Annotated in this window: 19 protein-coding genes; 15 read left to right on the forward strand and 4 right to left on the reverse strand. The window is 71.6% G+C overall.

Annotated elements, in window-relative coordinates:
- On the reverse strand, positions 1 to 1237 hold a 1237-nt coding region (treS, locus tag ABZS51_RS14385), incomplete at its 3' end, for a maltose alpha-D-glucosyltransferase (RefSeq protein ID WP_355440102.1).
- Between the two features lie 71 nt (positions 1238 to 1308).
- A complete protein-coding gene (locus tag ABZS51_RS14390) occupies positions 1309 to 3462 on the reverse strand; it encodes an alpha-1,4-glucan--maltose-1-phosphate maltosyltransferase (protein ID WP_355440105.1) in 2154 nt (717 codons plus the stop codon).
- 239 nt (positions 3463 to 3701) lie between these two features.
- Between ABZS51_RS14390 and glgP the strand changes: the two genes are divergently transcribed.
- Positions 3702 to 6284, forward strand: coding sequence for an alpha-glucan family phosphorylase (gene glgP, locus ABZS51_RS14395; protein WP_355440108.1), 2583 nt, complete (start codon positions 3702 to 3704; stop codon positions 6282 to 6284).
- Positions 6285 to 6342: 58 nt separating this feature from the next.
- Positions 6343 to 7239 carry a MurR/RpiR family transcriptional regulator gene (locus tag ABZS51_RS14400; protein ID WP_355440111.1) on the forward strand — a complete coding sequence of 299 codons (897 nt, stop codon included), beginning with the start codon at positions 6343 to 6345 and terminating at the stop codon, positions 7237 to 7239.
- Here ABZS51_RS14400 and ABZS51_RS14405 read toward each other — a convergent pair.
- Complete coding sequence (locus ABZS51_RS14405; protein WP_355440114.1) at positions 7202 to 9133, reverse strand: peptidoglycan recognition family protein; 1932 nt, start codon at positions 9131 to 9133, stop codon at positions 7202 to 7204. The two genes, ABZS51_RS14400 and ABZS51_RS14405, sit on opposite strands and share 38 nt — an antisense overlap.
- Positions 9134 to 9272: 139 nt before the next feature.
- Here ABZS51_RS14405 and ABZS51_RS14410 point away from each other — a divergent pair, with 139 nt between their 5' ends.
- Complete coding sequence (locus tag ABZS51_RS14410) at positions 9273 to 10046, forward strand: enoyl-CoA hydratase-related protein (protein ID WP_310708710.1); 774 nt, start codon at positions 9273 to 9275, stop codon at positions 10044 to 10046.
- A 129-nt stretch (positions 10047 to 10175) separates the two neighbouring features.
- On the opposite strand, the gene ABZS51_RS14415 is transcribed toward ABZS51_RS14410, so the two are convergent.
- Positions 10176 to 11555 carry a glycoside hydrolase gene (locus tag ABZS51_RS14415; RefSeq protein ID WP_355440119.1) on the reverse strand — a complete coding sequence of 460 codons (1380 nt, stop codon included), beginning with the start codon at positions 11553 to 11555 and terminating at the stop codon, positions 10176 to 10178.
- Between the two features lie 226 nt (positions 11556 to 11781).
- On the opposite strand from ABZS51_RS14415, the gene ABZS51_RS14420 reads away from it, so the two are divergent.
- The 12 genes from ABZS51_RS14420 to ABZS51_RS14475 all read left to right on the forward strand — a co-directional run bounded on the left by ABZS51_RS14420 (position 11782) and on the right by ABZS51_RS14475 (position 26031).
- Entirely contained in the window at positions 11782 to 12141 is a 360-nt protein-coding gene (locus ABZS51_RS14420) for a hypothetical protein (protein ID WP_310708712.1), read from the forward strand.
- Positions 12138 to 13343, forward strand: coding sequence for a DUF6395 domain-containing protein (locus tag ABZS51_RS14425; protein WP_355440122.1), 1206 nt, complete (start codon positions 12138 to 12140; stop codon positions 13341 to 13343). Before ABZS51_RS14420 ends, ABZS51_RS14425 begins: the two co-directional genes overlap by 4 nt.
- 14 nt (positions 13344 to 13357) lie before the next feature.
- Positions 13358 to 14200 (forward strand): M55 family metallopeptidase, encoded by an 843-nt coding sequence (locus ABZS51_RS14430; protein WP_355440125.1) that lies wholly within the window; start codon positions 13358 to 13360, stop codon positions 14198 to 14200.
- A gap of 85 nt (positions 14201 to 14285) precedes the next feature.
- Positions 14286 to 15869 (forward strand): FAD-dependent oxidoreductase, encoded by a 1584-nt coding sequence (locus tag ABZS51_RS14435; RefSeq protein WP_355440128.1) that lies wholly within the window; start codon positions 14286 to 14288, stop codon positions 15867 to 15869.
- Between the two features lie 57 nt (positions 15870 to 15926).
- Positions 15927 to 16451, forward strand: a complete 525-nt coding sequence (locus tag ABZS51_RS14440; protein ID WP_355440131.1) for a YbaK/EbsC family protein — start codon at positions 15927 to 15929, stop codon at positions 16449 to 16451.
- Between the two features lie 209 nt (positions 16452 to 16660).
- Entirely contained in the window at positions 16661 to 19096 is a 2436-nt protein-coding gene (locus ABZS51_RS14445; RefSeq protein WP_355440134.1) for a protein kinase, read from the forward strand.
- Between the two features lie 16 nt (positions 19097 to 19112).
- Complete coding sequence (locus ABZS51_RS14450; protein ID WP_355440137.1) at positions 19113 to 20960, forward strand: serine/threonine-protein kinase; 1848 nt, start codon at positions 19113 to 19115, stop codon at positions 20958 to 20960.
- A gap of 35 nt (positions 20961 to 20995) precedes the next feature.
- The gene (locus tag ABZS51_RS14455) at positions 20996 to 22531 is read left to right on the forward strand and encodes a serine/threonine-protein kinase (protein WP_355440139.1); all 1536 of its coding nucleotides are present in this window, start codon (positions 20996 to 20998) and stop codon (positions 22529 to 22531) included.
- 245 nt (positions 22532 to 22776) lie between these two features.
- The gene (locus tag ABZS51_RS14460) at positions 22777 to 23556 is read left to right on the forward strand and encodes an electron transfer flavoprotein subunit beta/FixA family protein (RefSeq protein ID WP_355440142.1); all 780 of its coding nucleotides are present in this window, start codon (positions 22777 to 22779) and stop codon (positions 23554 to 23556) included.
- A 19-nt stretch (positions 23557 to 23575) separates the two neighbouring features.
- Complete coding sequence (locus ABZS51_RS14465; protein WP_355440145.1) at positions 23576 to 24529, forward strand: electron transfer flavoprotein subunit alpha/FixB family protein; 954 nt, start codon at positions 23576 to 23578, stop codon at positions 24527 to 24529.
- 320 nt (positions 24530 to 24849) lie between these two features.
- On the forward strand, positions 24850 to 25755 hold the full coding sequence (locus ABZS51_RS14470; RefSeq protein ID WP_355440148.1) for a hypothetical protein: 906 nt from the start codon (positions 24850 to 24852) through the stop codon (positions 25753 to 25755).
- Positions 25756 to 25767: 12 nt separating this feature from the next.
- Complete coding sequence (locus tag ABZS51_RS14475) at positions 25768 to 26031, forward strand: hypothetical protein (protein ID WP_355440151.1); 264 nt, start codon at positions 25768 to 25770, stop codon at positions 26029 to 26031.
- Positions 26032 to 26050 lie beyond the last annotated feature (19 nt).

Consider the following 26050-nt stretch of genomic DNA (forward strand, 5'->3'; position numbering starts at 1 on the left):
TGCAGGAGCTGCCGGACGAGACGGCGCCCAGCCAGATGTTGTCGCCCATGCCGATCTCGTCGCCGTAGTAGAGCACCGGCGAGCCGGGCAGCGACAGGAGCAGCGCGGTGAACAGCTCGATCTGGTTGCGGTCGTTCTCCAGCAGCGGCGCCAGGCGCCGGCGGATGCCGACGTTGGCGCGCATGCGCGGGTCCTTGGCGTACTCGGCGTACATGTAGTCGCGTTCCTCGTCCGTGACCATCTCGAGCGTCAGCTCGTCGTGGTTGCGGAGGAAGATGCCCCACTGGCAGTTCTCGGGGATCTTGGGGGTCTGGGCCAGGATCTCGGAGATGGGGTAGCGCGACTCCCGGCGCACGGCCATGAAGATGCGCGGCATCAGCGGGAAGTGGAACGCCATGTGGCACTCGTCGCCGCCGCCGACCGGGTCGCCGAAGTAGTCCACGACGTCCGAGGGCCACTGGTTGGCCTCGGCCAGCAGGACGCTGTCGGGGTAGAGGCGGTCCACCTCGGCCCGGACGCGCTTGAGGTACTCGTGGGTCCGGGGGAGGTTCTCGCAGTTGGTGCCCTCCTCCTCGAACAGGTAGGGGACCGCGTCCAGCCGGAACCCATCGATGCCGAGGTCGAGCCAGAAGCGCAGGACCTCCAGCATCGCGTCCTGCACGGCCGGGTTCTCGTAGTTCAGGTCGGGCTGGTGGTGGAAGAACCGGTGCCAGTAGTACTGCCCGCGCACCGGGTCGTAGGTCCAGTTGGAGGTCTCGGTGTCGATGAAGATGATCCGCGCGTCGGAGTAGCCGGAGTCGTCGTCGGCCCAGACGTAGAAGTCGCCGAACGGACCCTCCGGGTCGTGCCGGGACGCCTGGAACCACGGGTGGGCGTCGCTGGTGTGGTTCATGACCAGGTCGGCGATGACGCGCATGCCGCGCTTGTGGGCCTCGTCGACCAGCTTCACGAAGTCCCCCAGATCGCCGAACTCCGGGAGGATCTTCATGAAGTCGGCGATGTCATACCCGCCGTCACGCAGCGGCGACTCGTACAGCGGCAGCAGCCACAGGCAGTCGACGCCGAGCCACTGGAGATAGTCGAGCTTGCTGATCAGGCCCTTGATGTCGCCCGTGCCGTCCCCGTTGGAGTCGGAGAAGCCTCGGATCAGGACCTCGTAGAAGACCGCGCGCTTGTACCAGTACGGGTCGCGAGGCTTTTCCTCGTCGTAGGGGTTGGGTATGGGTGCGGAGCTCATGAGGCCTCCCTTGGAGGGCTCATGAGGGAGGCGCTGACACACACGTTGAAGACTCCCCGCTGAATTCTGGTCTACCGTGGCGCGGCTCGAACGGTGAAGATGTGGGCAGGACGGATATGGGGATCGAGGCGGACATAATTCCTCTGTCGCCAACGATACGACTCGCCGGACAGTTCGTCGTCCACCACGAACTCCGCGTTCCAGTCGAGGCCGAGCGCGGGCATGTCGAGCTCGACCGTCGCCTCGTGGGTGTGGTGCGGATCGAGGTTGACGACGGCCAGGACGACGTCGCCCAGCCCGTGCCTTCGTGTGGCGGGGTCGTAGGCGCCCGGGAGCCGCTTGGAGAAGCAGACGGTGTCCGGCTGGTCGACCCGATGGAACCGTAGGTTACGCAATTCCTGCAGTGCCGGATGGGCTCTTCGGAACAAATTAAGATGCGTGATGAACGGGGCGAGAGTACGACCTTCGCGCTCCGCCGCATCCCAATCGCGAGGTCTGTACTGATATTTCTCGCTATTGAGATATTCTTCGCTTCCAGGGCGAACTGGACTATTTTCTCCGAGCTCGTACCCGGAATACACGCCCCAGGTCGGCGAGGTCAGCGCGGCCAGCACGGCCCGGATCTTGAAGGCGGGAAGCCCTCCGTGCTGGAGGTACTCGTGCAGGATGTCCGGCGTGTTGACGAACAGGTTCGGCCGCAGGAAGTACGACGTGTCCTGGGCCAGCTCCGAGAGGTAGGACTCCACGTCCGGCTTGGAGTTCTTCCACGTGAAGTACGTGTACGACTGGTGGAAGCCCACCTTGGCCAGCGTCTGGAGCATCGCCGGCCGGGTGAACGCCTCGGCCAGGAACAGCACGTCCGGGTCGGTCTGGTGGATGTCGGCCAGCAGCCGCTCCCAGAAGCCCACCGGCTTGGTGTGCGGGTTGTCCACCCGGAAGATCCGCACGCCGTGGTTCATCCAGTGCCGGACCACCCGGTTGACCTCGGCGAAGATGCCCTCGGGGTCCTTGTCGAAGTTGATCGGGTAGATGTCCTGATACTTCTTCGGCGGGTTCTCGGCGTACGCGATCGTGCCGTCGGCGCGGATCGTGAACCACTCCGGATGCTCCTTGACCCACGGGTGGTCGGGGGAGCACTGGAGCGCCAGGTCGAGCGCGACCTCCATGCCGAGCTCGCGGGTGCGGGCGACGAACGCGTCGAAGTCCTCCAGCGTGCCGAGGTCCGGGTGGACCGCGTCGTGCCCGCCCTCCTCCGAGCCGATCGCCCACGGCGAGCCAGGCTCGTCGGGCTCCGGGCTGAGCGAGTTGTTGCGCCCCTTGCGGAACGTCCGGCCGATCGGGTGGATCGGCGGCAGGTAGACGACGTCGAAGCCCATCTTGGCGACGGCCGGCAGCCGCTTGGCCGCCGTCAGGAAGTTCCCGGACTGGGTGACGCCGGACTCGTCGGCGACCGCGCCCTCCGACCGCGGGAAGAACTCGTACCACGAGCCGTACAGAGCCCTGCGCCGATCGACCCTGATCTTCCTCGGCCGTGACCGGGTGACCATCTCGCGCAGCGGGTGCGCCTCCAGCAGCGCCGCCGTCTCGGGGAGCTGGGCGATCGCCAACCGGGCCCGCGGGTCCAGCTCGTCGTCGCGCAGCGTGGACGCGACGGCGAGCAGCGCCGCCCGGTGCCCGCACGCGCTCGCGCCCGTCCCCTGCTCCCGGGACGCCTCCTTGAGTGATCCCTGCCTGGCCGCCGCGCGCGCGGCGGCTCTGGCCGGGTCGGCCGGGATGTGCCCGTTCCTGGCCTGCGGCGCCGTGCGCCCGCCGGCAACCGGACAGTCGGCCTGTCGCACGCCGCGGGCGGCCCGCTCGAACAGCCGGGCGCCCTCCTCGCACATCAGATCGGCGTCCAGGCCGCGCGGAATCTTGATGTCCGCGTCGTGCAGCCACGTCGCGATGGGGTCGCTCCACGCCTCCAGGCGGAAGAGCCACTCGCCCTCGGTGGGCAGACTCACCTCGACCCCCCACCGGTCGGTGCCGGGGGCCAGCTCGTGCATCGGTCTCAGGCGGTCACGCTGCCCGTCGGGCGCGGTGAACACCACGCCCGCGGCCACGGCATCGTGACCTTCTCGGAACACGGTCGCCGAGACCTGGAAGGTCTCGCCGGCGACCGCCTTGGCGGGCCACTGCCCGCAGTCGACGACGGGGTGGATGTCCGTGATGGGAATTCTTCCGATCATCGCGCATTTCGAGGTTGCGACGGCACACTCGGTACCGCCGGAGGCTTCCGTGGCAAGAACGATCCTTGCATGTAAATTGTGGGCAGCAGCGGATAGACCTCCCGTGTCCCCGGGAGAACTGACAATGGTGGAAGTTGCCCCAATCGTCGCGCTTCATGCTTCTTCCCGGAAGGGGTTTGAACGTCCTTGCTGAGGGTGAGGGACTGAGAGGTCCCTCCTAGCCCATAGGGTGCACAAACGTGAGAGCTATCCGCCGGTTTACCGTACGCACAGTCCTGCCCCGGGAGCTGGCCGCACTCGGCGAGCTGGTCCACAACCTCCGATGGTCGTGGCACCCCGAGACCACAGACCTGTTCGCCGAGGTCGACCCGTGCCTGTGGGAACAGGTGGGCCACGACCCGGTGGCCCTCCTCGGCGCCGTGGACCCCTCCAGGCTTTCCGAGCTGGCGGCCGACCGCCGCTTCCTGCGCCGCCTGGCCGACGCCGCCGACGACCTGCGCGAGTACATGACCGCCCCGCGGTGGTACCAGACGCTGCCCGACGCCGCGCGTGCCATCGCCTACTTCTCCCCCGAGTACGGCATCGCCGCCGCGCTCCCGCAGTACTCAGGCGGGCTCGGGATCCTGGCCGGAGACCACCTCAAGGCCGCCAGCGACCTCGGCGTCCCCATCCTGGCCGTGGGCCTGCTCTATCGCCACGGCTACTTCACCCAGTCGCTGTCGCCCGAGGGCTGGCAGCTTGAGCACTACCCGTCGCTCGACGCGGGCGGCCTGCCGCTGACCCTCCTGAAGGAGGAGGACGGCACCCCCGTCAAGATCCGCGTCGGCCTGCCCGAGGGCCGGGCGCTGCACGCCCAGCTCTGGGTGGCCCAGGTCGGCCGGGTGCCGCTGCTGCTGCTCGACTCCGACGTGGCCGACAACGACAACGCGGCCCGCGACGTCACCGACCGCCTCTACGGCGGCGGCACCGACCACCGGCTCATGCAGGAGCTGCTGCTCGGCGTGGGCGGCGTGCGCGCCATCCGCGCCTACTGCCGCATCACCGGCCACCCGGAGCCCGAGGTGTTCCACACCAACGAGGGCCACGCCGGGTTCCTCGGCCTGGAGCGCATCCGCGAGCTCACCGAGGCGCGGCTGTCGTTCGACGAGGCGCTGGAGGCCGTGCGGGCCGGCACGGTGTTCACCACGCACACGCCCGTCCCCGCGGGCATCGACCGGTTCCCCGTCGAGATGATCGAGCGGCACTTCGGCGGCGACAACGCCTGGCCGACCGTGCCCGTGGAGCGCATCCTCGCCCTGGGCGCCGAGGCCGACCCCGGCCGGTTCAACATGGCGGTCATGGGCATGCGGCTGGCCCAGCGCGTCAACGGCGTGTCGGTGCTGCACGGCGAGGTCAGCCGGGAGATGTTCAAGAGCCTCTGGCCGGGCTTCGACGTGGCCGAGGTGCCGATCGGCTCGATCACCAACGGCGTCCACGCCCCCACCTGGGTCGGCCGTGAGCTGATGGAGCTGGCCGGGCGCGAGCTGCCCTCGCTGATCGAGCGGGCGCGCGGCTGGGAGGGTGTGCAGAAGATCGCCGATGGCGACCTCTGGGACATCCGCGGCATCCTGCGGCGCCGCCTGGTCGAGGGGGCGCGGGTCCGGCTGCGCCGTTCCTGGCGCGACCGCGGCGCCTCCGACGCCGAGCTCGGCTGGATCGACGACGCGCTCGACCCGGACGTGCTGACGATCGGCTTCGCCCGGCGGGTGCCGTCGTACAAGCGGCTCACGCTCATGCTGCGCGACCCCGAACGGCTGAAGAGCCTGCTGCTCGACCCGGACAAGCCGGTGCAGATCGTGATCGCCGGCAAGGCCCATCCGGCCGACGAGGGCGGCAAGAAGCTGATCCAGCAGATCGTCAAGTTCGCCGACCAGCCCGAGGTGCGGCACCGGATCGTGTTCCTGCCCGACTACGACATGGCGCTCGGCCAGCTCATGACGCAGGGCTGCGACGTGTGGCTGAACAACCCGCTGCGCCCGCTGGAGGCGTCCGGCACGTCCGGCATGAAGTCGGCGCTGAACGGCGGGCTCAACCTGTCCATCCGCGACGGCTGGTGGGACGAGTGGTACGACGGCACCAACGGCTGGGCGATCCCCACGGCCGACGGCGTCGCCGACACCGACCGGCGTGACGAGCTGGAGGCCGCCGCCCTCTACGACCTGATCGAGCACGAGGTGTCCGACCGGTTCTACGACCGGGCCGCGGACGGGCTGCCGCGCCGCTGGCTGGAGATGGTCAAGCACACGCTGACCTCGCTCGGGCCCAAGGTGCTCGCGGGGCGGATGCTGCGCGACTACGTCGTCGGCCTCTACACGCCGGCGGCCAAGGCGGGCCGCGCGCTGTCGGCCGACTCCTCCGCCGGGGCCCGCGCCTTCGCCGCCTGGCGGCTGCGCGTGGCCAAGGCGTGGCCGGGGGTCCGGGTCGAGCACGTGGAGGGCTCGGGCATCGGCGACACCCCGGAGGTGGGGGCCGCGCTGGAGCTGCGGGCCACGATCGCGCTCGGCGACCTGACCCCGGACGACGTGCTCGTCCAGGCCGCCTACGGAAAGGTCGGGCCGCACGACGAGCTGATCCGCCCCAGCTACCTGGCGCTCACGCCCGTCGACACGGACGACGACGGCCGCGCCCACTACACGGGCGTGGTGCCGCTGGACCGCACGGGGCCGTTCGGCTACACGGTCCGGGTGGTGCCCCATCACGAGCTGGCGGCCTCGCCGGCCGAGCTGGGGCTGGTCACCGTGCCGGAGGAGCCGGTCGGGATGACCAACGGCACCCTCCGGTGACGACAGGGTCTCCGCCCGGCCGGGGCGGAGGGCCTTGACGGCGCTGGATAATCGGGATGTGGACGACAGCGGGAACGGCGTGCGAGCCGACACTCTGGTGGCCACGGTCCGCGGCGTGCTTCCCTCGTTGACGCCCGCCGCGCAGACCGTCGCACGCCTCATCCTGGAGGATCCCGCGACGGTGGCGCGGAGCACCATCACCGAGCTGTCCGCCGCCTCCGGCACCAGCGAGGCCACGATCGTGCGCACGGCCAGGCTGCTGGGCTTCGCGGGCTATCCGCAGCTCCGCCTGGCCCTGGCCGCCGCGGCCGCCCAGCCCGACCGGCTGGTGCCCGGCGACCTCGCGCCCGACGATCCGCTGTCGGAGGTCATCGTCAAGGTGGCCAGGGCCGAGTCCGAGGCGATCAACGACACGGTCGCCCAGCTCACCTCGGAGCGGCTCGGCCTGGTCATCGACGCCATCGTGGGGGCGCGCAGGGTCGACGCCTACGGCGTGGGCGCCTCGGGCCTGGTCGCGGCGGACGTCGCGCAGAAGCTGCTGCGCATCGGCCTGTCCAGCCACGCCTTCCAGGACGCCCACCTGGCGCTGACCAGCGCCGTCCTGCTCAAGCCCGGCGACGTGGCCATCGGCATCAGCACGTCGGGCGAGACGCCCGACGTGCTGGAGCCGCTGGGCCGGGCGAAGGAGGCCGGCGCCACCACCGTGGCGATCACCAACAACCCCCGCTCGACCATCGCGGAGCTGGCCGAGCACGTGCTCATCTCGGCCGGGCGCGAGACGGAGTTCCGTCCCGGCGCGCTGGCCAGCCGCATCAGCCAGCTCCTCGTCATCGACTGCGTGTTCGTCGGCGTCGCCCAGCGCACGTTCGACTCCTCACAGGAGGCGTGGAACAGCACCAGGCGCGCCGTTCAGGAGTTCACCCGGAGAACGTCACACGCACGTCGTCAGCCTTGACGAACATGACGCGGTGCCCGAACTGGATCTCCAGGTACTTCGTCTTGCCCTTGACCACGGTGTGCGGCTCCGGCTCGAAGGTGACCGCCCGGTAGTACTCGGTCGCCGCCGGGCCGGCCAGCGTGTACTTCTCGCCGGCCGAGAAGGTGTACTGCAGCGGGGTGACCGCCTGGTACGGGATGTCCGCCGGGTACGCCTCCTTCTCCGGATAGGCCCTGCCGTACACCGGGACCGTGGCGAGGCCCGGCTTGGGCGTCACCACGAGGCCCATGGAGGGCACGGCGGTCGGCGCCGAGGCGGGGTTGTGGAACCACGCCTTCTGGCCGAGGTACCAGATCGCCGTCCAGTCGCCCTGCCGGTCGGCCACGGCGAAGCGCTGGCCGGTGGTGGCGCGGGCGCTGTGGTCGTACACGCTGTAGAGCGACTCGCCGGTGGGGTGCTTGCCGATGTCCTTCACCAGCGGCGCGTCGGCGCGCGGCTCGGTGCGCAGCCAGACCGTGGAGGCGGGCAGCGGCGGGCAGGCGTTCTCCGGGTTCTTGCGGTCGCAGCCGTAGAAGTACGGCTTGTTCGTCGCGAAGTCCGGCTTGATCATGATGGAGCCGGCCCTGGGGCCGCCGAACTGGTGCAGCGGGGCGCCGATCAGCTGGAAGTAGTGCGTCCAGTCCCAGAACGGGCCCGGGTCCTCGTGCATGCCCTTCACCGTGGTCGGCAGCGTGCCGGGCACGTTGTCGTGGCCGAGGATGTGCGCGCGGTCGAGCGGCACGCCGTGGCGCAGCGCGAGGTAGCGCACCAGCTTGGCCGACGACCGGTACATCGCCTCGGTGTACCAGGTGCTGCCCTCGGCCAGGAAGCCCTCGTGCTCGATGCCGATGGACTTGGCGTTGATGTACCAGTTGCCGGCCTGCCAGCCGACGTCCTTGGTCTTGATCTGCTGGGCGATGTGGCCGTCACTGGAACGGACGGAGTAGTGCCAGCTGCCGGGCCAGGTCGGGTCCTGGTTCAGCTTGACCGAGGGGCCCCAGTAGCCCTCCATGTCGTGGATGACGATGTAGTCGATCTTCTGGCTGGCGGGGCGGTCGGCCAGGTCGTAGTGGCCGTAGTCGTCGCCGGGGAGCTGGGCGTAGGCGGCCGGGATCCACTCGCAGGAGATCGTGGGCGGGCACTCGACGCCGTCGCGGCGCGGCGGGCGCAGGCCGAGCTTCTCCAGCCACTTCTCGACGGCCTCCAGGCCGGGGATCGGCCTGAGGGTGACACGGTCGCCGTCGTCGGTGACCCGGTCGGCGCCCTCCTTGATGGTCGCGTACACCTCGTCGGCGAAGACCTTGGCGGCCTGCGACTCCTCGGCGCCGGAGTACTTCGCGACCGCGCCGTACCACTCGGCCGGGTCGCCGCTCAGCGGCGCGCCGATCGACTTCTGGTAGTCGGCGAGCAGGGCGGCGCCGCCCCTGATGTTGGCGGCGTCGTCGGCGCGCAGCTTCTCGCGGCTCTCGCCGGTGAGCTCGGCGGCCTTCTCGATGGTGCGCAGCGAGGCGGGGATCTCGGCGGGGGCGGGGGTCGCGGTGGGCGCCGCCAGTGGCCGGGCCTCGTCGCCGCGGGGGTCCTCCGCGCCGTCCGCGTGGTGGTTGGAGCCGGCGAAGGAGGCGGCGTCGGTCAGGTGCATCGGGCCGAACCCGGCGTTGTTGCTGGGCTGGCCGGCGTGGGCGTCCCAGCGCGACTCCAGGTAGGAGACGCCGAGCAGGACGCTCTCGGGGACCTTGAACTCCTCGGCGGCGGCGGTGAACGCCTGCTGCCGGTCGTCGGGTTCGGCGGCGTGGGCCGCCGTGGGGATGACCGTTAAGGGAAGGCTCGCTAAGGGAAGGAAGGCGACAGCGGCGATCGCCAGCGCTCTGCGCATGGGCGCTCCTAGACTGCTGGGGGCGTGGTGCAGGCACAGCGTCTCAATATTTTCTTTCTTCGGCGAGAGCTTTGCGAAGGTTTTTTTCAGCAGTTCACGGCGGCCGATCTTCCGCAGGGCGCTCTTGTAGGGTCGGGGCATGGCTGAGTTCGTACGCGTAGAGGTCGCCGGGCAGACCGCCACCATCAGGCTCGACCGCCCCAAGATGAACGCACTCAACGGCCAGGTGCAGAGGGAGATCGCCGAGGCGGCCCGCGCCGTCGACGCCGACCCCGACGTCCACGCGGTCGTGCTCTACGGCGGCGAGCGCGTCTTCGCCGCCGGCGCCGACATCAAGGAGATGGCCGGCATGTCCTACGCCGACATGGCCCTGCACTCCCGGACGCTGCAGGACTGCTTCACCGCCGTCGCGCGCGTCGGCAAGCCCGTCATCGCCGCGATCACCGGCTACGCTCTCGGCGGCGGGTGCGAGCTGGCGCTGTGCGCGGACTTCCGCGTCGCGGGCGAGTCGGCCAAGCTCGGCCAGCCGGAGATCCAGCTCGGCATCATCCCCGGCGCGGGCGGCACGCAGCGGCTGCCGCGCCTGGTCGGGCCGGCGCGGGCCAAGGACCTCATCTTCAGCGGCCGGCACGTCCCGGCCGCCGAGGCCCTCGCGATGGGGCTGGTGGACCGGGTGGTGCCGGACGCGGACGTCCACACGGCGGCGCTGGAGTGGGCGGCCACGTTCGCCGGCGGCCCGACGGTGGCGCTGCGGGCCGCCAAGCAGGCGATCGACCAGGGCCTGGAGACCGACCTGGACACCGGGCTGGAGATCGAGCGCCTCCAGTTCTCCGGCCTGTTCGCCACCGACGACGCGCATGCCGGGATGACGGCCTTCGCCGAGAAGACGCGCCCCAAGTTCTCCGGGCGCTGACTTCCTTCCGTCACGGCACGGCCCGGCAGCCCCCAGCCGCCGCACGCGGCTGAGGGCCTCCAGGGACACGGCCGCTGAGCCCGCACGGGGCCGGGCGTCGTTACGGCCGCCAGGTCACCGGGGCCGTGGTCACCCGTCGACCACGACCGTGGTGAGGGCCCGTGGGGCCAGGGTCACCGTGCGGTTCCTGACCGGGGACGGGGTCAGGTCGTTGGTCTCGTCCGTGAGGTATGCCGTCGCCCGGCCGCGTACGTCGCTCCACGTGACCGGGGCGGTCCCCGTGTTGAGGACCTCCACCACCCGGGAGCCGTCCGCGTTGCGGAACGCCGAAACTTTCAGCGCGGGGTCGGCGGCGGAGGCGTCAACCCGCACCGCGCCCGGCCGGATGAACCGGCTGTAGGCCGCCAGCGCCCACAGCCGCTTGGACACGTGGTACGTCCTGGCCGTCTCGTCGATCTGGAGCAGCGCCCGGGTGGCTCCGCGCGAGGCGCCCAGCCAGTAGACGTAGCCGCTGACGTTCCCGAGGGTGAGCGCGTCGTGCACGGCGGAGGCGATCGTCATGCCGTCGGAGCCGCCGCCGTCGTCCCAGCGCTCGTCCCAGGTGCTGCCGTTGGGGTTCCACTCCGACATCCACGTCCGGCGGGCGGTGGGCAGGGGGCCGTCCACGGGGCTGGCGTAGGTGTGGCCGGTGTGGGTCTTCACCCAGCGACGGGCCTGCGGGTCGGCCTCGATGGCCGCCGTGTACGCCTTGGCCTCGTTCCAGCCGAAGGAGTCGCAGCACACCACGTCCACGCCCTTGGCGATGGGCCCCAGGACCTTGGCGAACTCCGCGGCCTCGGCCGGGGTGAACCGCATGGAGGCGTACGTGGCGGTCCAGTCGGGCTCGTTGGTGAAGCCGAGGTCGGTGATCCTGATGCCCTCGCGGGCGTAGAAGCGGGTGTACTGCGCCAGGTAGCGGGCGTAGGCGGCGCGCCACTCGGGCTTGAGGGAGCCGCCGTTCTTGTCGTCGCCGTTGTCCTTCATGTAGCCGGGGGCGCTCCAGGCGTCGGCGAAGAAGCGGCGCACCCCGTACTCCTTGGCCGCCTTGGCGACCCAGACCTGGCTGTTGTCGTCGCCGTCCCAGACGTAGCGGGGCGGCGCGTCGGGGCCGCCCGGGTCCTCGGGCTGGATCGACACCATGTGGTCGTACGGACTGCCGGCGGGGGAGGAGCCGATGCCGAGGCGCAGGATGCTCAGCCCGGCCCCCTTGCCGCGGTCGAACCACAGGTCGAGGATCTCCCGCTGCTGGGCCTCGGGCAGGGCGCGGACCAGCTCGTTGCGGCGGAACGCCTGGGAGATGCCGAAGCCGTCGATCGCCTGGTGGTGGACGTGCTCGCGCACCGTGATGGCGGCGGCGGCCGCGGACGGGCCGGGGGCCGGGTCAGGGGGCGGATCGGTGGATGGACCGGCGGATGGGACGTGGACGGCCGGCAGGCCGAGCAGGGTGATCGCGACAACGCCTCGCCACATGGCGCCCTCCGAAACTTTCGGAACTTCAACGATACATTTCGCGCGCGTCCCGGAAACGTAAGCGCCGGCCGGGCATCCGTCAACACCCCTGTCAGTGCCGGGAGGCGTGAGCTGGGCGGCCTTCCCGCTCCGGGGCGCGGGTCCGCGAGGGCACGAGTAAGAGATGGTGTTGCCATTCGGGCACGGCGCGATGGCGGGTGGCGATTTCCCACTATGGTGGCGTTTCATGATGCGCGTCCTGGTCCCCGCGCGGCTCCGTCAGGCCGTGCGCACGTGGTTCGATGCCCGGTACATCTCCATCGCCGACCACCGCCAGGACATCCGGGACGCCCTCTGGGAGGTCCAGACCCTGCGCCGCGAGATGGCGACGCTCCAGGCCGAGGTCGAGCGCCTGCGCAACGCCAGGCCCGCGACGGCGGGGGCGGACCGCGCCAAGCTGGACGAGACCCGCCGCCTCGCCCAGGACGCCCAGCGCCTGGCGCAGGAGACGGCCAAGGCGATGGACGGCGTGCTGCAGAACGAGGTCCTGGTCTGGCAGGCCATCGACGACCTCAGGTCCCACGCCGGCGCCCAGGAGCGGTCGTGAGGGTCGTCTGGTCGGGCGGTCACCTGACCTTCCGGCTGGACCCCGAGGACGAGATCACCGGCCACGCCTCCGACGGTCACCCCGTCAAGCTCGCGATCAACTCCTGCACCGTCTCGGGCGTTCCGGACGACGCGCACCCCGACCTGTTCGCCGTGGCCGCGTGGACCGTCGCCGCCCCGTGGACGCGCAGGCGGATCACCTTCGACCGGGCCGTGTCGGCCGAGGTCGCCGCCGCGCTGCACGACGGGTGGGGCGTCGAGGCCGGGCCCGTGGGCGCCGAGCCCCGCCGCGCGGGCAGCACGCTCGCGATCTCCTACAGCGGCGGCGCGGACTCCGTGGCCGCGGCCACCGTCTACCCGGATGCCCCCTTCGTCCACTTCCGGCGGGTGCCGCACTCCCGCGTGCCGAACCGGTGGCCCCACTACCGCTCGGATGTCCTCGCCAAGCTGGCCAAGGGCACCGGGCGCGAGCTCACGGTCTTCGAGTCAGACCTGGAGTACACGCTCGCCGAGCCCCGCCCCGGCTACCCCGAGCACCAGGCCGTCGCGGCCGGCGCGCTGCTGTCGGCCGACCGGCTGGACCTCGGCGGCCTCGGCTTCGGGTACGAGATGGGCTCCCGGTGGCTCGGCGGCGGCCGTTACCTGCTGCGCTACACGCCCGACAACGACCTGTGGGCGCCGCACGGCAAGTGGGGGCGGCTGTTCGCCGCGGTGGGCGTGCACATCGTGCTGCCGGTCGGCGGCGTCAGCGAGGCCGTCACCATGCGGCTGGCGCTGGGCTCGGACCTCAAGGACCACGTCCGCTGGTGCCTGCGCGGCACCGACGGCCCCTGCCGCACCTGCGGCAAGTGCCTGTACAAGGAGCTCATCCAGGCCGCCGTCGAGCGGCGGCCCCTCGACACGCCCATCACCGCCGACCGGGCCGTGGCCCGCAAGTGGATGCGCCCGCCGCCCTACGGCGGCCAGGAGATGATCCAGTACGGCCTGGCGCGCGTGCCCGGCATCGAGAACACCGTGTTCGCCAAGGCCCTGGAGTACTTCGACGTCACCGAGGAGTCGACGAGCTGGCTCGACCACTGCTACCCGCCGGCGATCGAGGAGATCCCGCGGGCATGGCGCGAGCGGGCGGCGGCGTTCATGGCCGCCGAGGTCGGGTTCATGACGGACGACGAGGTGCGCCGGGTGGAGACCTGGGGCTCGTGAAGGAGGAGCGGCGGATGAAGGTGTACCTGTCGGTCGACATGGAGGGCGTCACCGGGCTCACCGACCCGGAGGAGATGCACGCCGGCAAGCGCGGCTACGAGCGCGGGTGCGAGCTGATGACGGCCGACGCCAACGCGGCCGTCGCGGGCGCCTGCGCCGCCGGCGCCACGTCGGTGCTGGTCAACGACGCGCACGGCTCCACCAAGAACCTCCGCATCGACCTGCTCGACCCGCGGGCCACCCTCGTCCGCGGCCCCGGCAAGGCGCAGCGGATGGCGCAGGGCCTGGACGGCTCGTACCAGGCGGCGGGCTTCGTCGGCTACCACGCCCGCGCCGGCGTCCAGCACGGCGTGCTCAACCACACGTGGATGGGCAAGGAGATCCAGAACGTCTACCTCAACGGCGAGGTGTGCGGCGAGACCCGGCTGGTGGCCGCGTGCGCCGGGTTCCACGGCGTCCCGGTCGTGCTGGTGACCGGTGACGAGGCCGTCGGTGAGGAGGCGCGCGAGCTGCTCGGCGACGTCGAGACGGTCGCGGTGAAGAAGGGGATCGACAAGTTCTCGGCCGAGTTGCTGCCGCCGGGCGTCGCCCAGTCCCTCATCCGTGACGCCATGGAGCGGGCCCTCAACCGGTTGACGGACTTCACGCCGTACCAGCCGGCTCCGCCGTACACGCTGGGGGTGGAGTGGAACTCCACGGCCATCGCCGCCGCGGTGGGGCTGATCCCGGGGGTGAAGGCGGTGGGGTCGCGGCACGTCGAGTTCACGACGGACGACTTCACACAGATCATGGCGCTGTTCGGCATCTTCGCCACGATCGGCGGCCAGATCGCCTGCGGCAGCGGCCCCTACGGCTGACACGGCCCGGCCGGACCCGCCGCGACCGACGCGGGGTGTACGGTGCGGAGCGGCCGTCGCCCCGCCGAGGGGGACGGCCTTCTGGATGTCCGGAGACCTGCCTGGAGAGAGGTACGGCGTGGAGGGTGCGGCGCTGACGCGGCGGGGGCTGCTCGTCGGCATCGGGGCGGCCGGCGGCGCGGGCGCGATGTACGCCGCCATGGGCGCTCTGGGCCTGGCGCCGTCCGGTCAGGACAAGGCGTTCGCGGCTCCGCGCCCCGGCGACTTCTCCCTCAGCGGCAGGGCCGCGGCCAAGGTGGTGATCCTGGGCGCCGGGGTCGCCGGGCTCACCGTGGCGTACGAGCTGGGCAAGGCCGGCTACGACTGCACGCTGCTGGAGGCGCGCGGGCGGGCGGGCGGGCGCAACCTCACGCTGCGCGGCGGCGACCGGCTGACCGAGATGGGCGGCGGCTCGCAGGAGGCGAGGTTCGGGGAGGGCGTCTACTTCAACGCCGGCCCCGGCCGCATCGCGCAGTGGATGGTCACGCTCGACTACTGCCGCGAGCTGGGCGTGCCGATCGAGACGTTCGTGAACAGCAACGCCCAGGCGTACGTCCACACGAACGGCGGCACCGTGCGGGCCCGCACCGCAAAGGCCGATATGTACGGATATATAGCGGAGCTGTTGGCCAAGGCGACGAACGCCGGAGCCCTCGACCGGCGGATGACCAAGGACGACCAGGAGCGCCTGCTGGACTTCCTGCGCAGGTTCGGCGATCTCGGCCCCAAGCTGGACTACGAGGGCTCGCCGCGGCGGGGTTACCTGACGTACCCGGCCCTGGACGGCGGGACCCCCGTCACCGGCCCCGGCACGCTCCACGACGTCCTCGCCGCCGGCACCGGCCGCGCCATACTCAACGACTTCGGCTACGACCAGGCCACCCCGATGTTCCAGCCGGTCGGCGGCATGGACGCCATCGTCGCGCGGCTGACGGAGGCCGTGGGCGCCGACCGGATCAGGACCGGCGCCCGCGTCACGAAGATCACGAACCTGGCCGACGGCGTCGAGGTCACCTGGGACGGCGGCAGCCTCAAGGCCGACTACTGCGTCGCCACCCTGCCGCCCCATCTGCTCGCCCGGGTCCCGCACAACCTGGGCGCCCAGGTCACCGCCGCGCTGAGAACGCCCGTCCCCCTCGCCGCCGGCAAGATCGGCATGGAGTACGGCCGGCGCTGGTGGGAGCTGGAGGACCGCGTCTACGGCGGCATCACCGAGACCGACCTCGACATCGCCCACATCTGGTACCCGTCGTACGGCTACCACGCCGAGCGCGGCCTGATCGTCGGCTACTACAACACCGAGCGCGACGCCGAGCTGTACGGAGCCCTCACCCCCGAGGACCGCCGCCGCCGCGCCCTCACCCAGGGCCGCAAGATCCACGGCGACAAGTACGGCAAGGACCTGCTGTCCACCGTCTCCATCGCCTGGGAACGCCAGGAGCACATCCAGGGCGGCTGGGTCCGCTGGCCGGCCTTTGATTCGTCGTTCACTCTTCTGCAACGTCCCAGCGGAAGGGTCTACTTCGCGGGCGACTGGCTCACCCACCTGATCGCCTGGCAGGCGGGGGCCATGGAGTCGGCCCGCGCCGCCGTCACGCAGCTGCACCAGAGGGTGCTGCGCGCGCAGTGACGGCGCCGCTGTCACCGGGACCGCGTAGGGTCCTGGGAGAGCGAACGAGGAGATGGGATGACGTTGCACTGGGTGCCCGCGACCGAGCGGACCGACCTGCTGGCCGACCCGGTGGCCCGCGCCGTGCGCGAGCTGGCCGAGGCCGCCGAGGTGGCCGAGATCGACCCCGAGCTGGCCGACACGGCGGCGTTCTGCGAGCGCTACGGCGTCGGCATGGACGAGTCGGCCAACTGCGTCGTCGTCGCGGCCAGGCGCGGCGGCGAGACCCGCTACGCGGCCTGCATGGTGCTGGCCACGATGCGGGTCGACGTCAACGGAGTGGTGCGCAAGCACCTCGACGCCCGCAAGACGAGCTTCGCGCCGATGGCGCAGGCGGTCGAGCTGACCGGCATGGAGTACGGCGGCATCACGCCGCTGGGCCTGCCGGCCGGCTGGCCGATCCTGGTCGACGCGCGCGTGGCCGAGCATCCGAAGGTGGTCATCGGCAGCGGCCTGCGCCGCAGCAAGCTGGCCGTCGCCGGCTCCACCCTGGCCGGGCTGAAGGGCGCGGAGGTGCTCGCCCTGGCCACCGACGCCTCATAGGACAACAGCCAGCAGAAAAAGCACCAAGTAGAACAACACCCAGCAAAACAATACAAAGCAGACGGTCGCCGCGGCCCGCGAATGTCGTGGCCGATTCGATACCGACGGATCGGAAACCGATGGCCCCGATCCGGACGTTGTACGAGTGGGAATGTGGCCTCATGGTTCATCTCGTGGGCGGGGATTAAGCCGGTATGGTGCTTCATGCCATGAACGATGACCGACTTGGCCCTTACCGGCTGCTCAGGCGGCTCGGTGAAGGCGGAATGGGCGTTGTCCACCTCGCTGCCGACCCCCAGGGCCGGCAGGTGGCGGTCAAGGTCCTGCGGGGCGAGGTCGCCGGCGACGAGGTCGCCAGGCGACGGCTGTCGCGCGAGGTCGAGACCATGCGCCGCGCGCGCAGCAAGTACATCGCCGAGGTCGTCGACGCCGACGTAACCGGTCATCGCCCGTACATCGTCACGCGCTACGTCGCCGGACGCTCGCTGGACGAGATCGTCAAGGACGACGGCCCGCTGGACCTGCCCGCGCTGGTGCGCATCGCGCACGGCGTGGCGACGGCGCTGGCCGCCGTCCACTCCGTCGGCGTGATCCACCGCGACCTGAAGCCGGGCAACGTGCTCATCCTCGACGGCGAGCCGGTGCTCATCGACTTCGGCATCGCGCAGGCGGTCGACGCGACGCGGCTGACCCAGACCGGCATGTTCATCGGCACGCCCGGCTACCTCGCCCCGGAGATCATCGAGGGTCAGGAGGCGGGGCCGGAGGTCGACGTCCACGCGTGGGCCGGCACGCTGCTGTACGCCAGCACCGGCCAGCCGCCCTTCGGCAAGGGCACGCTGGAGATGGTCTTCTACAACATCACCGCCGGCAAGGCCGAGATCGGCGCCGCCCCCGCCGAGCTCCAGCCGCTGCTCAAGGCCGCCTTCCAGCGCAACCCGGCCAAGCGGCCGAAGGCGGCCGAGCTGGCCGAGCAGACCGCGCGCATGCTGCCCCGGACACCGGGCCGGGCGCCTGACGAGATCTCCACCGTGCCGGGGCCCGACCGGTCGCAGTTCGACCTGGCGGCGCCGCGGCCCGTCACGGAGCGGCCGTCGTGGGAGATCTCCACGCCGCCGGTCACGCCCCGGCAGCTCCTCGACGGCCAGGACGCCCGCTTCGGCCGGCCCGGCGGGCCCGTTCCCGGGGTTCCCGGCGTCTCCGGGGTCTCCGGGCAGATGCCGTCGCACCAGGACCTCGCGCAGACGGACCAGCCGTTCGTGTCGCTGCTTCCCGGCCAGGCAGGCGCGCCCGCGGTCGGCGGCCCGGCCGCCGGCGGCGACCAGGACGACCCGTGGGCGAGCGACGAGGGCGACCCGTGGCCGACCCGCCGCGTGACGCCCGAGGAGCTGCGCCGCATGCAGCAGGAGGCCGGCTCGCAGCCGTGGCGCAACGCGCCGCGGCCGGGCGACGACGCCGTCTCCGCGCGCCCCGGCGAGCACGTCCCGCCGCCGTCGCACGACGGCGACCTGCCGACCCGGCGCGTACGCCCCGACACGCCCGACTACGGCCGTCCGAACGTCGACTACGGCCGCCCCAACGCCTCACCCGCCCCCGGCACGGGACCGAACGCCGGCCCCGCGCCGTATCCCGGATCGGGACCGAACGCCGCCTCGGCGCCGCCCCACGGACCGGCCCAGTCCCACGGACCGGCCCAGTCCCACGGACCGGCCCAGTCCCACGGATCGGTCCCGTACCCCGGACCGGGCCCGCACGCCGGGCCCGCCGCGTTCTCCGGGCCGCACGCCGCGCCCGGCGCCGGCCACCAGGCGAGCCATCAGGGCGGGCACCAGGGCGGGCACCCGGCGGGACATCCGGCCGGGCACGGGTTCGGCATGGGCGGACCCGCCGGACCCGGCGGACCGTCCGGCCCCGCGCCGGTGCCGCAGCCGCGCCCCGTCCAGCAGCAGCCGCCGCCCTACATCCCCGCACAGCCCCAGTACCCCCCGGACCCGAGGACCAAGCGGGAGCCGTTCATCCCGGGCGCCGTGCCCGGCCAGGCGCTCCAGCGCTCGCGGGCGTACGGCGTGGCGGGCGCGATGCTGCTCCTCATCATGATCGTGTCGGCGGTCATGGCGCCCGTGCTGGTGGCCGTGGTCGTCGTACCCGTCGCGGTGCTGCTGCGCGCCGCCGACCTGGCCCAGCCCGAGCTGATCGCCCGCCGCTCGACCGGCGCGGCGGCGCTGGACGTGGTCAGGGTGTTCGGGCATCCGCGAGCCCTGGCCAAGTCCGTGGGCATCACGCTCGCCCTCGTGCTTTACGCGCTCATCCTCGGGCTACCGGTTACGCTGCTGCTCACCGTGGTGCTCGGGACGGACCCGTACAACGCGCTGGCCTGGGGGGCGGCGGTCGCCCTCTGGACCCTGTGCGCGGGGCCGGGAGTGGAGGGTCCGGGGCGCCAGATGCGCAGGACGCTCGCTTCCCTCGTACCCTCGAGAACAGCGGCGGTGGTCGTCGCGGGCGTCCTGGCGGCGGCCGCGGCGCTGTCGCTGGTCCTCGCCTACGGCACGTTCAGGGACGACGCGAGGAGGGCCCTATGGACTCCGGTGGACGTGGGACCTGTGGTGAAGCAGCTCGACGGACTGAAGGGGGACGCGGGGGGATGACGGGGGGAAGACGGCGATGAGCACGGGCAACACCCAGGCGCCAGAGCGGCTCGGCCCCTACCGGGTGGTACGGAAGATCGGCGAAGGCGGCATGGGGGTTGTCCACCTCGGCGTCGACTCCGAGGGCCGCGAGGTCGCCATCAAGGTCCTGCACCCGCACGTGGCCGCCGACCTCAAGGCCCGCGACCGGCTCACCCGTGAGGTCGAGACCATGCGCCGCGTGCGCAGCCCGCACGTGGCCGAGGTGCTCGACGCCGAGCTCGTCGGGGGCCAGCCGTACGTGGTGACCCGCTTCGCGCCGGGCCGCACGCTGGAGGAGACCGTGCTCAACGACGGTCCGCTGGCGGCGGGTGAGGTGATCAAACTCGCCCGCGGGCTCTGCCAGGCGCTCGTGGCCATCCACGCCGCCGACGTGATCCACCGCGACTTCAAGCCGTCCAACGTCATGCTGGTCGACGGTGAGCCGCTGGTCATCGACTTCGGCATCGCCCATCTGGTCAACGCCACCCGGCTGACCCAGACGGGCATGTTCGTCGGCACGCCGGGCTACCTCGCCCCGGAGATCATCCGCGACTCGGAGATCACCCAGGCGGCCGACGTCCACGCGCTGGCCTCGACGGTGTTCTTCGCCGCGACGGGCGCGCCGCCGTTCGGGACCGGCACGTTCGAGGTGGTCTGCTTCAACATCATGGAGGGGCGGGCCCAGCTCGACAAGGCGCCCGCGTGGCTGCGCGGCTGGCTCACCCGCGCCCTCGACGTCGAACCCGCCTCCCGGCCCAGCGCCCAGGAGCTGCTGCGGATGGCCAGGGCGCTCGACCCGTCGGTCACGACCTTCCACGAGACCACGCCGGACACCGGGCCCGGCGGCACCAAGAAGCTGTCCAGCCGCACCCGGGTCCTCGACTCGTACGCCGACTCCTACGCCGACCTGCTGCCGCCCGTCGAGTACGGCACGCCGCCGCCCCGGCAGGAGCCGCCCAGGCCGCGGCAGGAGGAGCGCCCGCCGCCCTACGTACCGGCGCCCATGCCGGTCCGCGCGCCCGCGCCGCGGCCGGACCAGCGGGTCGCCGGCCATCCCGGCCGGGCCCCCGGCTACCCGGCTCCCGGATACCGGCCGCCCACGGCACCCGCGAGCGCGCCCGCGACCCAGGGCGGTCGCCGCCCGGCCACTCCGCCCCCGTACACGCCGCCCGCCGAGCGCAAGCGCTACCTCGTGGGCAGCCAGCTCATCGGCGGGCTGCTGCTGGTCATGCTCGTCGCGCTGACCGTCATGATGCCCGTCGCCGTGGGGGCGGTCGCCATCGCGCTCGCGGTGGTGCTGCGGGTGGGCGACTACCTGTTCGGCGACATGGTCAAGCGCCGCCAGATCCGCGGCTCCAGCGCCGCCGACCCGCTGCTCGTGCTCGTCGGCACCCCGTGGGCGCTCGTCAAGGCGGCGCTCGTGTCGCTGGTCCACGTGCCGCTGTCGATCCTGTTCGGCCTCTGCGCGTACGGCGTGCTCCGCTGGGGCGGCGGCATGGGCGTCAACGAGGCCGCCGCGTGGGCGGCCGGCGTCTTCTCGGCCGGCCTGTTCGTGCTGCCGGGCGGCGGACCGCCCCGCCGGACCGTCACCCGCGCGATCACCGGCATGCTGCGCAGCCCCGGAGCCGCCACGGTCGCGCTGCTGGCGGTGGGCACCCTGACGCTGGTCGTCGCGATGTTCGCGCTGGGCCAGGAGACGGTGTGGAGCCCGTGGCGCGCTCCCGAGACCGTGATCAGGGAGCTGACGCGCAACGCCCAGGACAGCGCGATGGGGCTTTTCACCGGCCTTGTCGACGACCTCCTGCGAAGGGTGGGACTGGGCTTCCTGTCGCCCTGGTCGTGAGTGTCCCGACGCGCCCCTGAGGGGAAGGAAGCGGTATGAGCGAGCATCTCGGCCCGTACCACCTGCTCTCCAGGCTCGGCTCCGGCGGTTTCGGCGAGGTGCATCTCGCGCTCGACCCCGAAGGGCGCACGGTCGCGGTCAAGGTGCTGCATCCGCACGTCGCGGCCGACACCGTCGCGCTGGCGCGGCTGGCGCGCGAGGTCGAGACGATGCGCCGGGTCGGCGGTCCGTACGTGGCGGAGGTGCTCGACGCCTCGCTGGACGTGGCGCGGCCGTACCTGGTGACCCGGTACGTCCAGGGCAGGCCGCTCAGCGCGGTGCCCGTACCGGTGGCCGACCTGCCGCGGCTCGCGGCCGGGCTGGCCGCGGCGCTGCTCGCCATGCACGAGGCCGGGGTCATCCATCGCGACCTCAAGCCGGCCAACGTGATGATGGCCGAAGGGCGGGCCGTGGTCATCGACTTCGGCATCGCGAGCGCGCTCGACTCGCTGTCGGTGACGGCCTCGGGGGCGGTGGTGGGCACGCCGGGCTACCTGGCGCCTGAGGTGCTCGAAGGGCATGAGGCGGGCATGGCGGCCGATGTGTTCTCCTTCGGCGCCACGCTGGCGTACGCGGCCACCGGACGGCAGCCGTACGGGCAGGGCCCGGCTTCGGCGGTGGCCTACCGGGTCGTCCACCACGAGCCGGACCTGGAGGGGACACCGGAGTGGCTGGAGCCGCTGCTGCGCCGCTGTCTGTCCACGGATCCTGCGGACCGCCCGACGGCCGCCGAGCTGTGCACGCACCTGGGCGCCCTCGCCGGTCCCGCGCGAGCCGGGGCGGTGGAGGCGCACGACGGGCAGCAGCCGCCCGCCACCTCGCCCGCTGCCACTTCCACCGCCGCCTCGGCCGCGTTCTCCCCTTCGCCGCGAGAGTTCGTGCCGGGAGCGTCCGTGCCGGGCGACTCCGTGCAGGGAGAGTCCGTGCAGGGAGAGTCCGTGCAGGGAAAGTCCTTGCTGGGCGAGTCCGTGCCGGGCGGTTCAGCCGGGGGCGCTCTCGCGGCGGGCGTTCCTCCGTTGGGTGGCGCTGCGGCCGGAGGTCCGGCGGTCCGGCCGCGGCCCGCCGACCTGCCGCGGCCCGCCGACCTGCCGCGTGAGCGCCGCCGATCGCGGGCCGAGCGTCGCCGCGAGGGGCTGCACGACCTGGAGACGCGCGAGTGGCGGCCCGGCGACGATCCGCGGCGCCGCTCCGCCGAGGAGTCCATGGCGCGGCACCGGGAGAAGGTGCGCAGGCGCTGGGTGGTCGGCTCCGCCCTGTTCGTGGCGCTGCTGGCCGCCGCGGCGCGCGAGCCGCTGCCGGAGGTGGCGCTGTTCCTGCTGGCCGGCTACACGCTGGCGGTGGTGGCCGACGCGGGCGTGGCGCTGTTCTCCCGCAGGCCGTACCGGACGAGCCGGATCGTCGTGGACTTCGCGAGCATCGCGGGCGCGGCGGGGCTGTGCCTGGGGCTGAGCGCGGCGTTCAGCACGTTCACGCTCGCCCTCTTCGCGGGCACGGCGCTGGTCGTCGGGATCGTGTTCCTGCTGTCCGCCTGACCGGTGGCCCCTCACCGCGTACCGAACAAAGTTCGGTAGGGTGGGCCTGGTGAAGCCGGGACGCGGGTACGGAAGGTAGTGTTTGCGACTAAGCTACCCATGGGTAACATGTCGGCGGGGGCCGGGAACGACTCGTGCCACCCGCTGTCACGGAGCCCACGCGACACCTGGCAGTCTGGACAGCATCCAGCGCCCGCCGCACCGACGCGGTGGCGCACGCGAGCACGGGAGGTCGGCCACCGGCCATGAACATCGTCGTCTGCGTGAAGCAGGTCCCCGACACGGCGACCGAGCGCAAGCTGCGGTCCGATGACAAGACGCTCGACCGTGACGCCGTAGACGGCGTGGTCAACGAGCTGGACGAGTACGCGGTCGAGGAGGCCCTCAAGCTCAAGGAGGCCCACGGCGGTGAGGTCACCGTCCTCACCATGGGCCCCGGCAAGGCCACCGAGACCATCCGCAAGGCCCTGGCCATGGGCGCCGACAAGGCGGTCCACCTCAGCGACGACGCCCTGCGCGGCTCCGACGCCCTGTCCACCTCCTACGCGATGGCGCAGGCGCTGAAGCGGATCGGCTTCGACCTGGTCATCCTCGGCTCCGAGTCCACCGACGCCCGCACCGGCGTGCTCGCCGCGATGCTGGCCGAGCGGCTCGGCACCCCGCAGCTCACCCTCGCCAACAAGGTCGAGGTCGACGGGTCGTCCATCACGATCCAGCGGCTGACCGACTACGGGTTCGACCGGGTCGAGGCCACCCTGCCCGCCGTCGTCTCCGTGGTGGAGAAGATCAACGAGCCGCGCTACCCGTCCTTCAAGGGCATCATGGCGGCCAAGAAGAAGCCGGTCGAGACGCTCGGCATCGCCGACGCGGAGATCGCCGCGGACCAGGTGGGCCTCGGCGCGGCCTGGTCCGAGGTCGTCGACTTCGCCGCGGCCCCGCCGCGCGCGGCCGGCACCATCGTCAAGGACGAGGGCGACGGCGGCGTGAAGGCCGCCGAGTTCCTCGCCTCCAAGAAGTTCATCTGAGAACGGGGGTTTTGCTGATATGTCGGAGATTCTCGTTCTCGTCGAGCAGGTCGACGGCGAGGTCAAGAAGGTCACGCTGGAGCTGCTGACGCTGGCCCGCTCCCTCGGCACGCCGGCCGCCGTCTGGGCCGGCCCCGGCATCACCGACGGGGCCAAGGCCAGGCTGGCCGAGTACGGCGCCGAGAAGATCTACGTCGCCTCCTCCAGCGACGTGGTCGACTACGTGGTGGCCCCCAAGGCCGAGCTGCTCGCCCAGCTCGTGGCCGAGAAGTCGCCCGCCGCGGTGCTGGTGGCGGCCACGGCCGAGGGCAAGGAGGTCGCCGGCCGCCTCGCGGTCAAGACCGACTCGGGCGTCATCACCGACGCCGTGGGTCTCGGCGAGGGCTTCGTGGCCGACCAGTCGATCTTCGGTGGCGGCGTGAACGTCCGCTCCCGGGTGCGCAGGGGCACGCCCATCGTCGCCGTACGCCCCAACTCGACCGCCCCCGAGCCCGCCGCCGGCGCCGGCACGGAGGAGGAGGTGTCGCTCTCCCTGAGCGACACCGCCAGGGCGGCCCGCATCGTCGAGCGGGTCAAGCAGGAGAAGGGCGCGCGTCCGGAGCTCACCGAGGCCGCGATCGTGGTCTCCGGCGGGCGCGGCGTCGGCTCGGCCGAGAACTTCTCGGTCATCGAGGGCCTGGCCGACGCGCTCGGCGCGGCCGTGGGCGCCTCCCGCGCCGCCACGGACGCCGGCTGGTACCCGCACCAGTTCCAGGTCGGGCAGACCGGCAAGACCGTGTCGCCGCAGCTCTACATCGCGGCCGGCATCTCCGGCGCCATCCAGCACCGGGCCGGCATGCAGACCGCGAAGACGATCGTGGCGATCAACAAGGACCCGGAGGCGCCGATCTTCGAGCTCGCCGACTACGGCGTGGTGGGCGACCTGCACCAGGTCGTGCCGCAGCTCGCCGACGAGGTCGCCAAGCGCAAGTAGCCGCAGGGGAGAGCACGGCCTTCGCTGAATGGCGCTTCGCGCAGAGAGCTCAGGCTGTGACATTGGGGGGCGCAGCCCCCCAAACCCCCGCTCAAGAGCCGCTTCGCCGATTCGCTGGCCGATCACGTCGGATCGGCGTCATATGGCGGGGAACGCCCTGGATCAGCGAATGACGCCACCTCCGGGGTCACCAGTCAGGGGCTGCGCGCCGGAAGACGTCAGGGGTGGTGGCGTGGGGGCGGGCGGAGGCCTCCGGAAACGGCGAGCTCGGACTGCCATTTTCCGTAACTCCATGTGCTTGACGTGTGACAATAAGTGCCATGCCGTCCCCCCGTCATGACGCCCTCATCCGGCTGTTCAGTAACCGTCCCCAGTTGGCGGTCGAGGTTCTGCGTGATCTTCTGGGATTGGACCTGCCTGCCACTCCGCTGATCCGGCTGGAGGAGTGCACCTTCAACACGCGACCTTCCGACGACATCGAGGCCGATCTGGTCCTCGTCCTGGGGCCTCCGCAGGCGCCCGCACACGCCATCATCGTGGAGATCCAGCAGGACAAGTCCAAGGCCCCCCGGCAACTGGCGCGCTATGCCGCCGCGTTGTGGTTGATACTGCGCTGTGATGTCACGGTCCTGATCGTCTGTCCCGATCGTGGGGTTGCCGCCCACTATGCGGTGCCGATCGATTCCGGGCTGACCGGTTATCGCTTGCAGGCCCGGGTGCTGGGCCCGGACGGCATACCGGCCATCATCGATCCTCAGGAGGCGGCGGCCAACCTGGCGTTGTCGGCTATGGCGGTGATGGTTCACGGCCGTGACCGCAAGGTGGTGGAGGCCTTCGCCACGGCGTTGACCGCGCTGCGTGACGAACACGCTCCGAAGTACTATGAATACGCCTACAGCATGTCGGCGCCCGAAGTGCGGCACCTCCTGGAGGAGATCATGACGTCCACAGACTGGCCCGTCTACAGCCCCTTCGCCCGCGAACACTACGGTCGCGGTCTCGACGAAGGCAAAGCCGAGGGCAAAGCCGAGGGCAAAGCCGAGGGCAAAGCCGAAGAGGCGGCCAGGATGCTCCTGCTCGTGCTGGGCGCCCGTGGCTTCGACGTTCCAGACGACATACGCGCCCAGATCTCCGCCTGCGCTGATCTTGCCCGGCTGGAGAGCTGGACCACCCGCGCGGTGACCGTCCAGACTCTGCAGGATCTGTTCGACCTGAGCGACGGATAGTCAGAGGAGATCATGACGTCCACAGACTGGCCCGTCTACAGCCCCTTCGCCCGCGAACACTACGGCCGCGGTCTCGACGAAGGCAAAGCCGAGGGCAAAGCTGAAGAGGCGGCCAGGATGCTCCTGCTCGTGCTGGGCGCCCGTGGCTTCGACGTTCCAGACGACATACGCGCCCAGATCTCCGCCTGCGCTGATCTTGCCCGGCTGGAGAGCTGGACCACCCGCGCGGTGACCGTCCAGACTCTGCAGGATCTGTTCGACCAGAGCGCCGGATAGTCATCAGCGCGGACACCAG

This window comes from Nonomuraea sp. NPDC005501 (assembly GCF_040605905.1).
Classification (GTDB): Bacteria; Actinomycetota; Actinomycetes; order Streptosporangiales; family Streptosporangiaceae; genus Nonomuraea.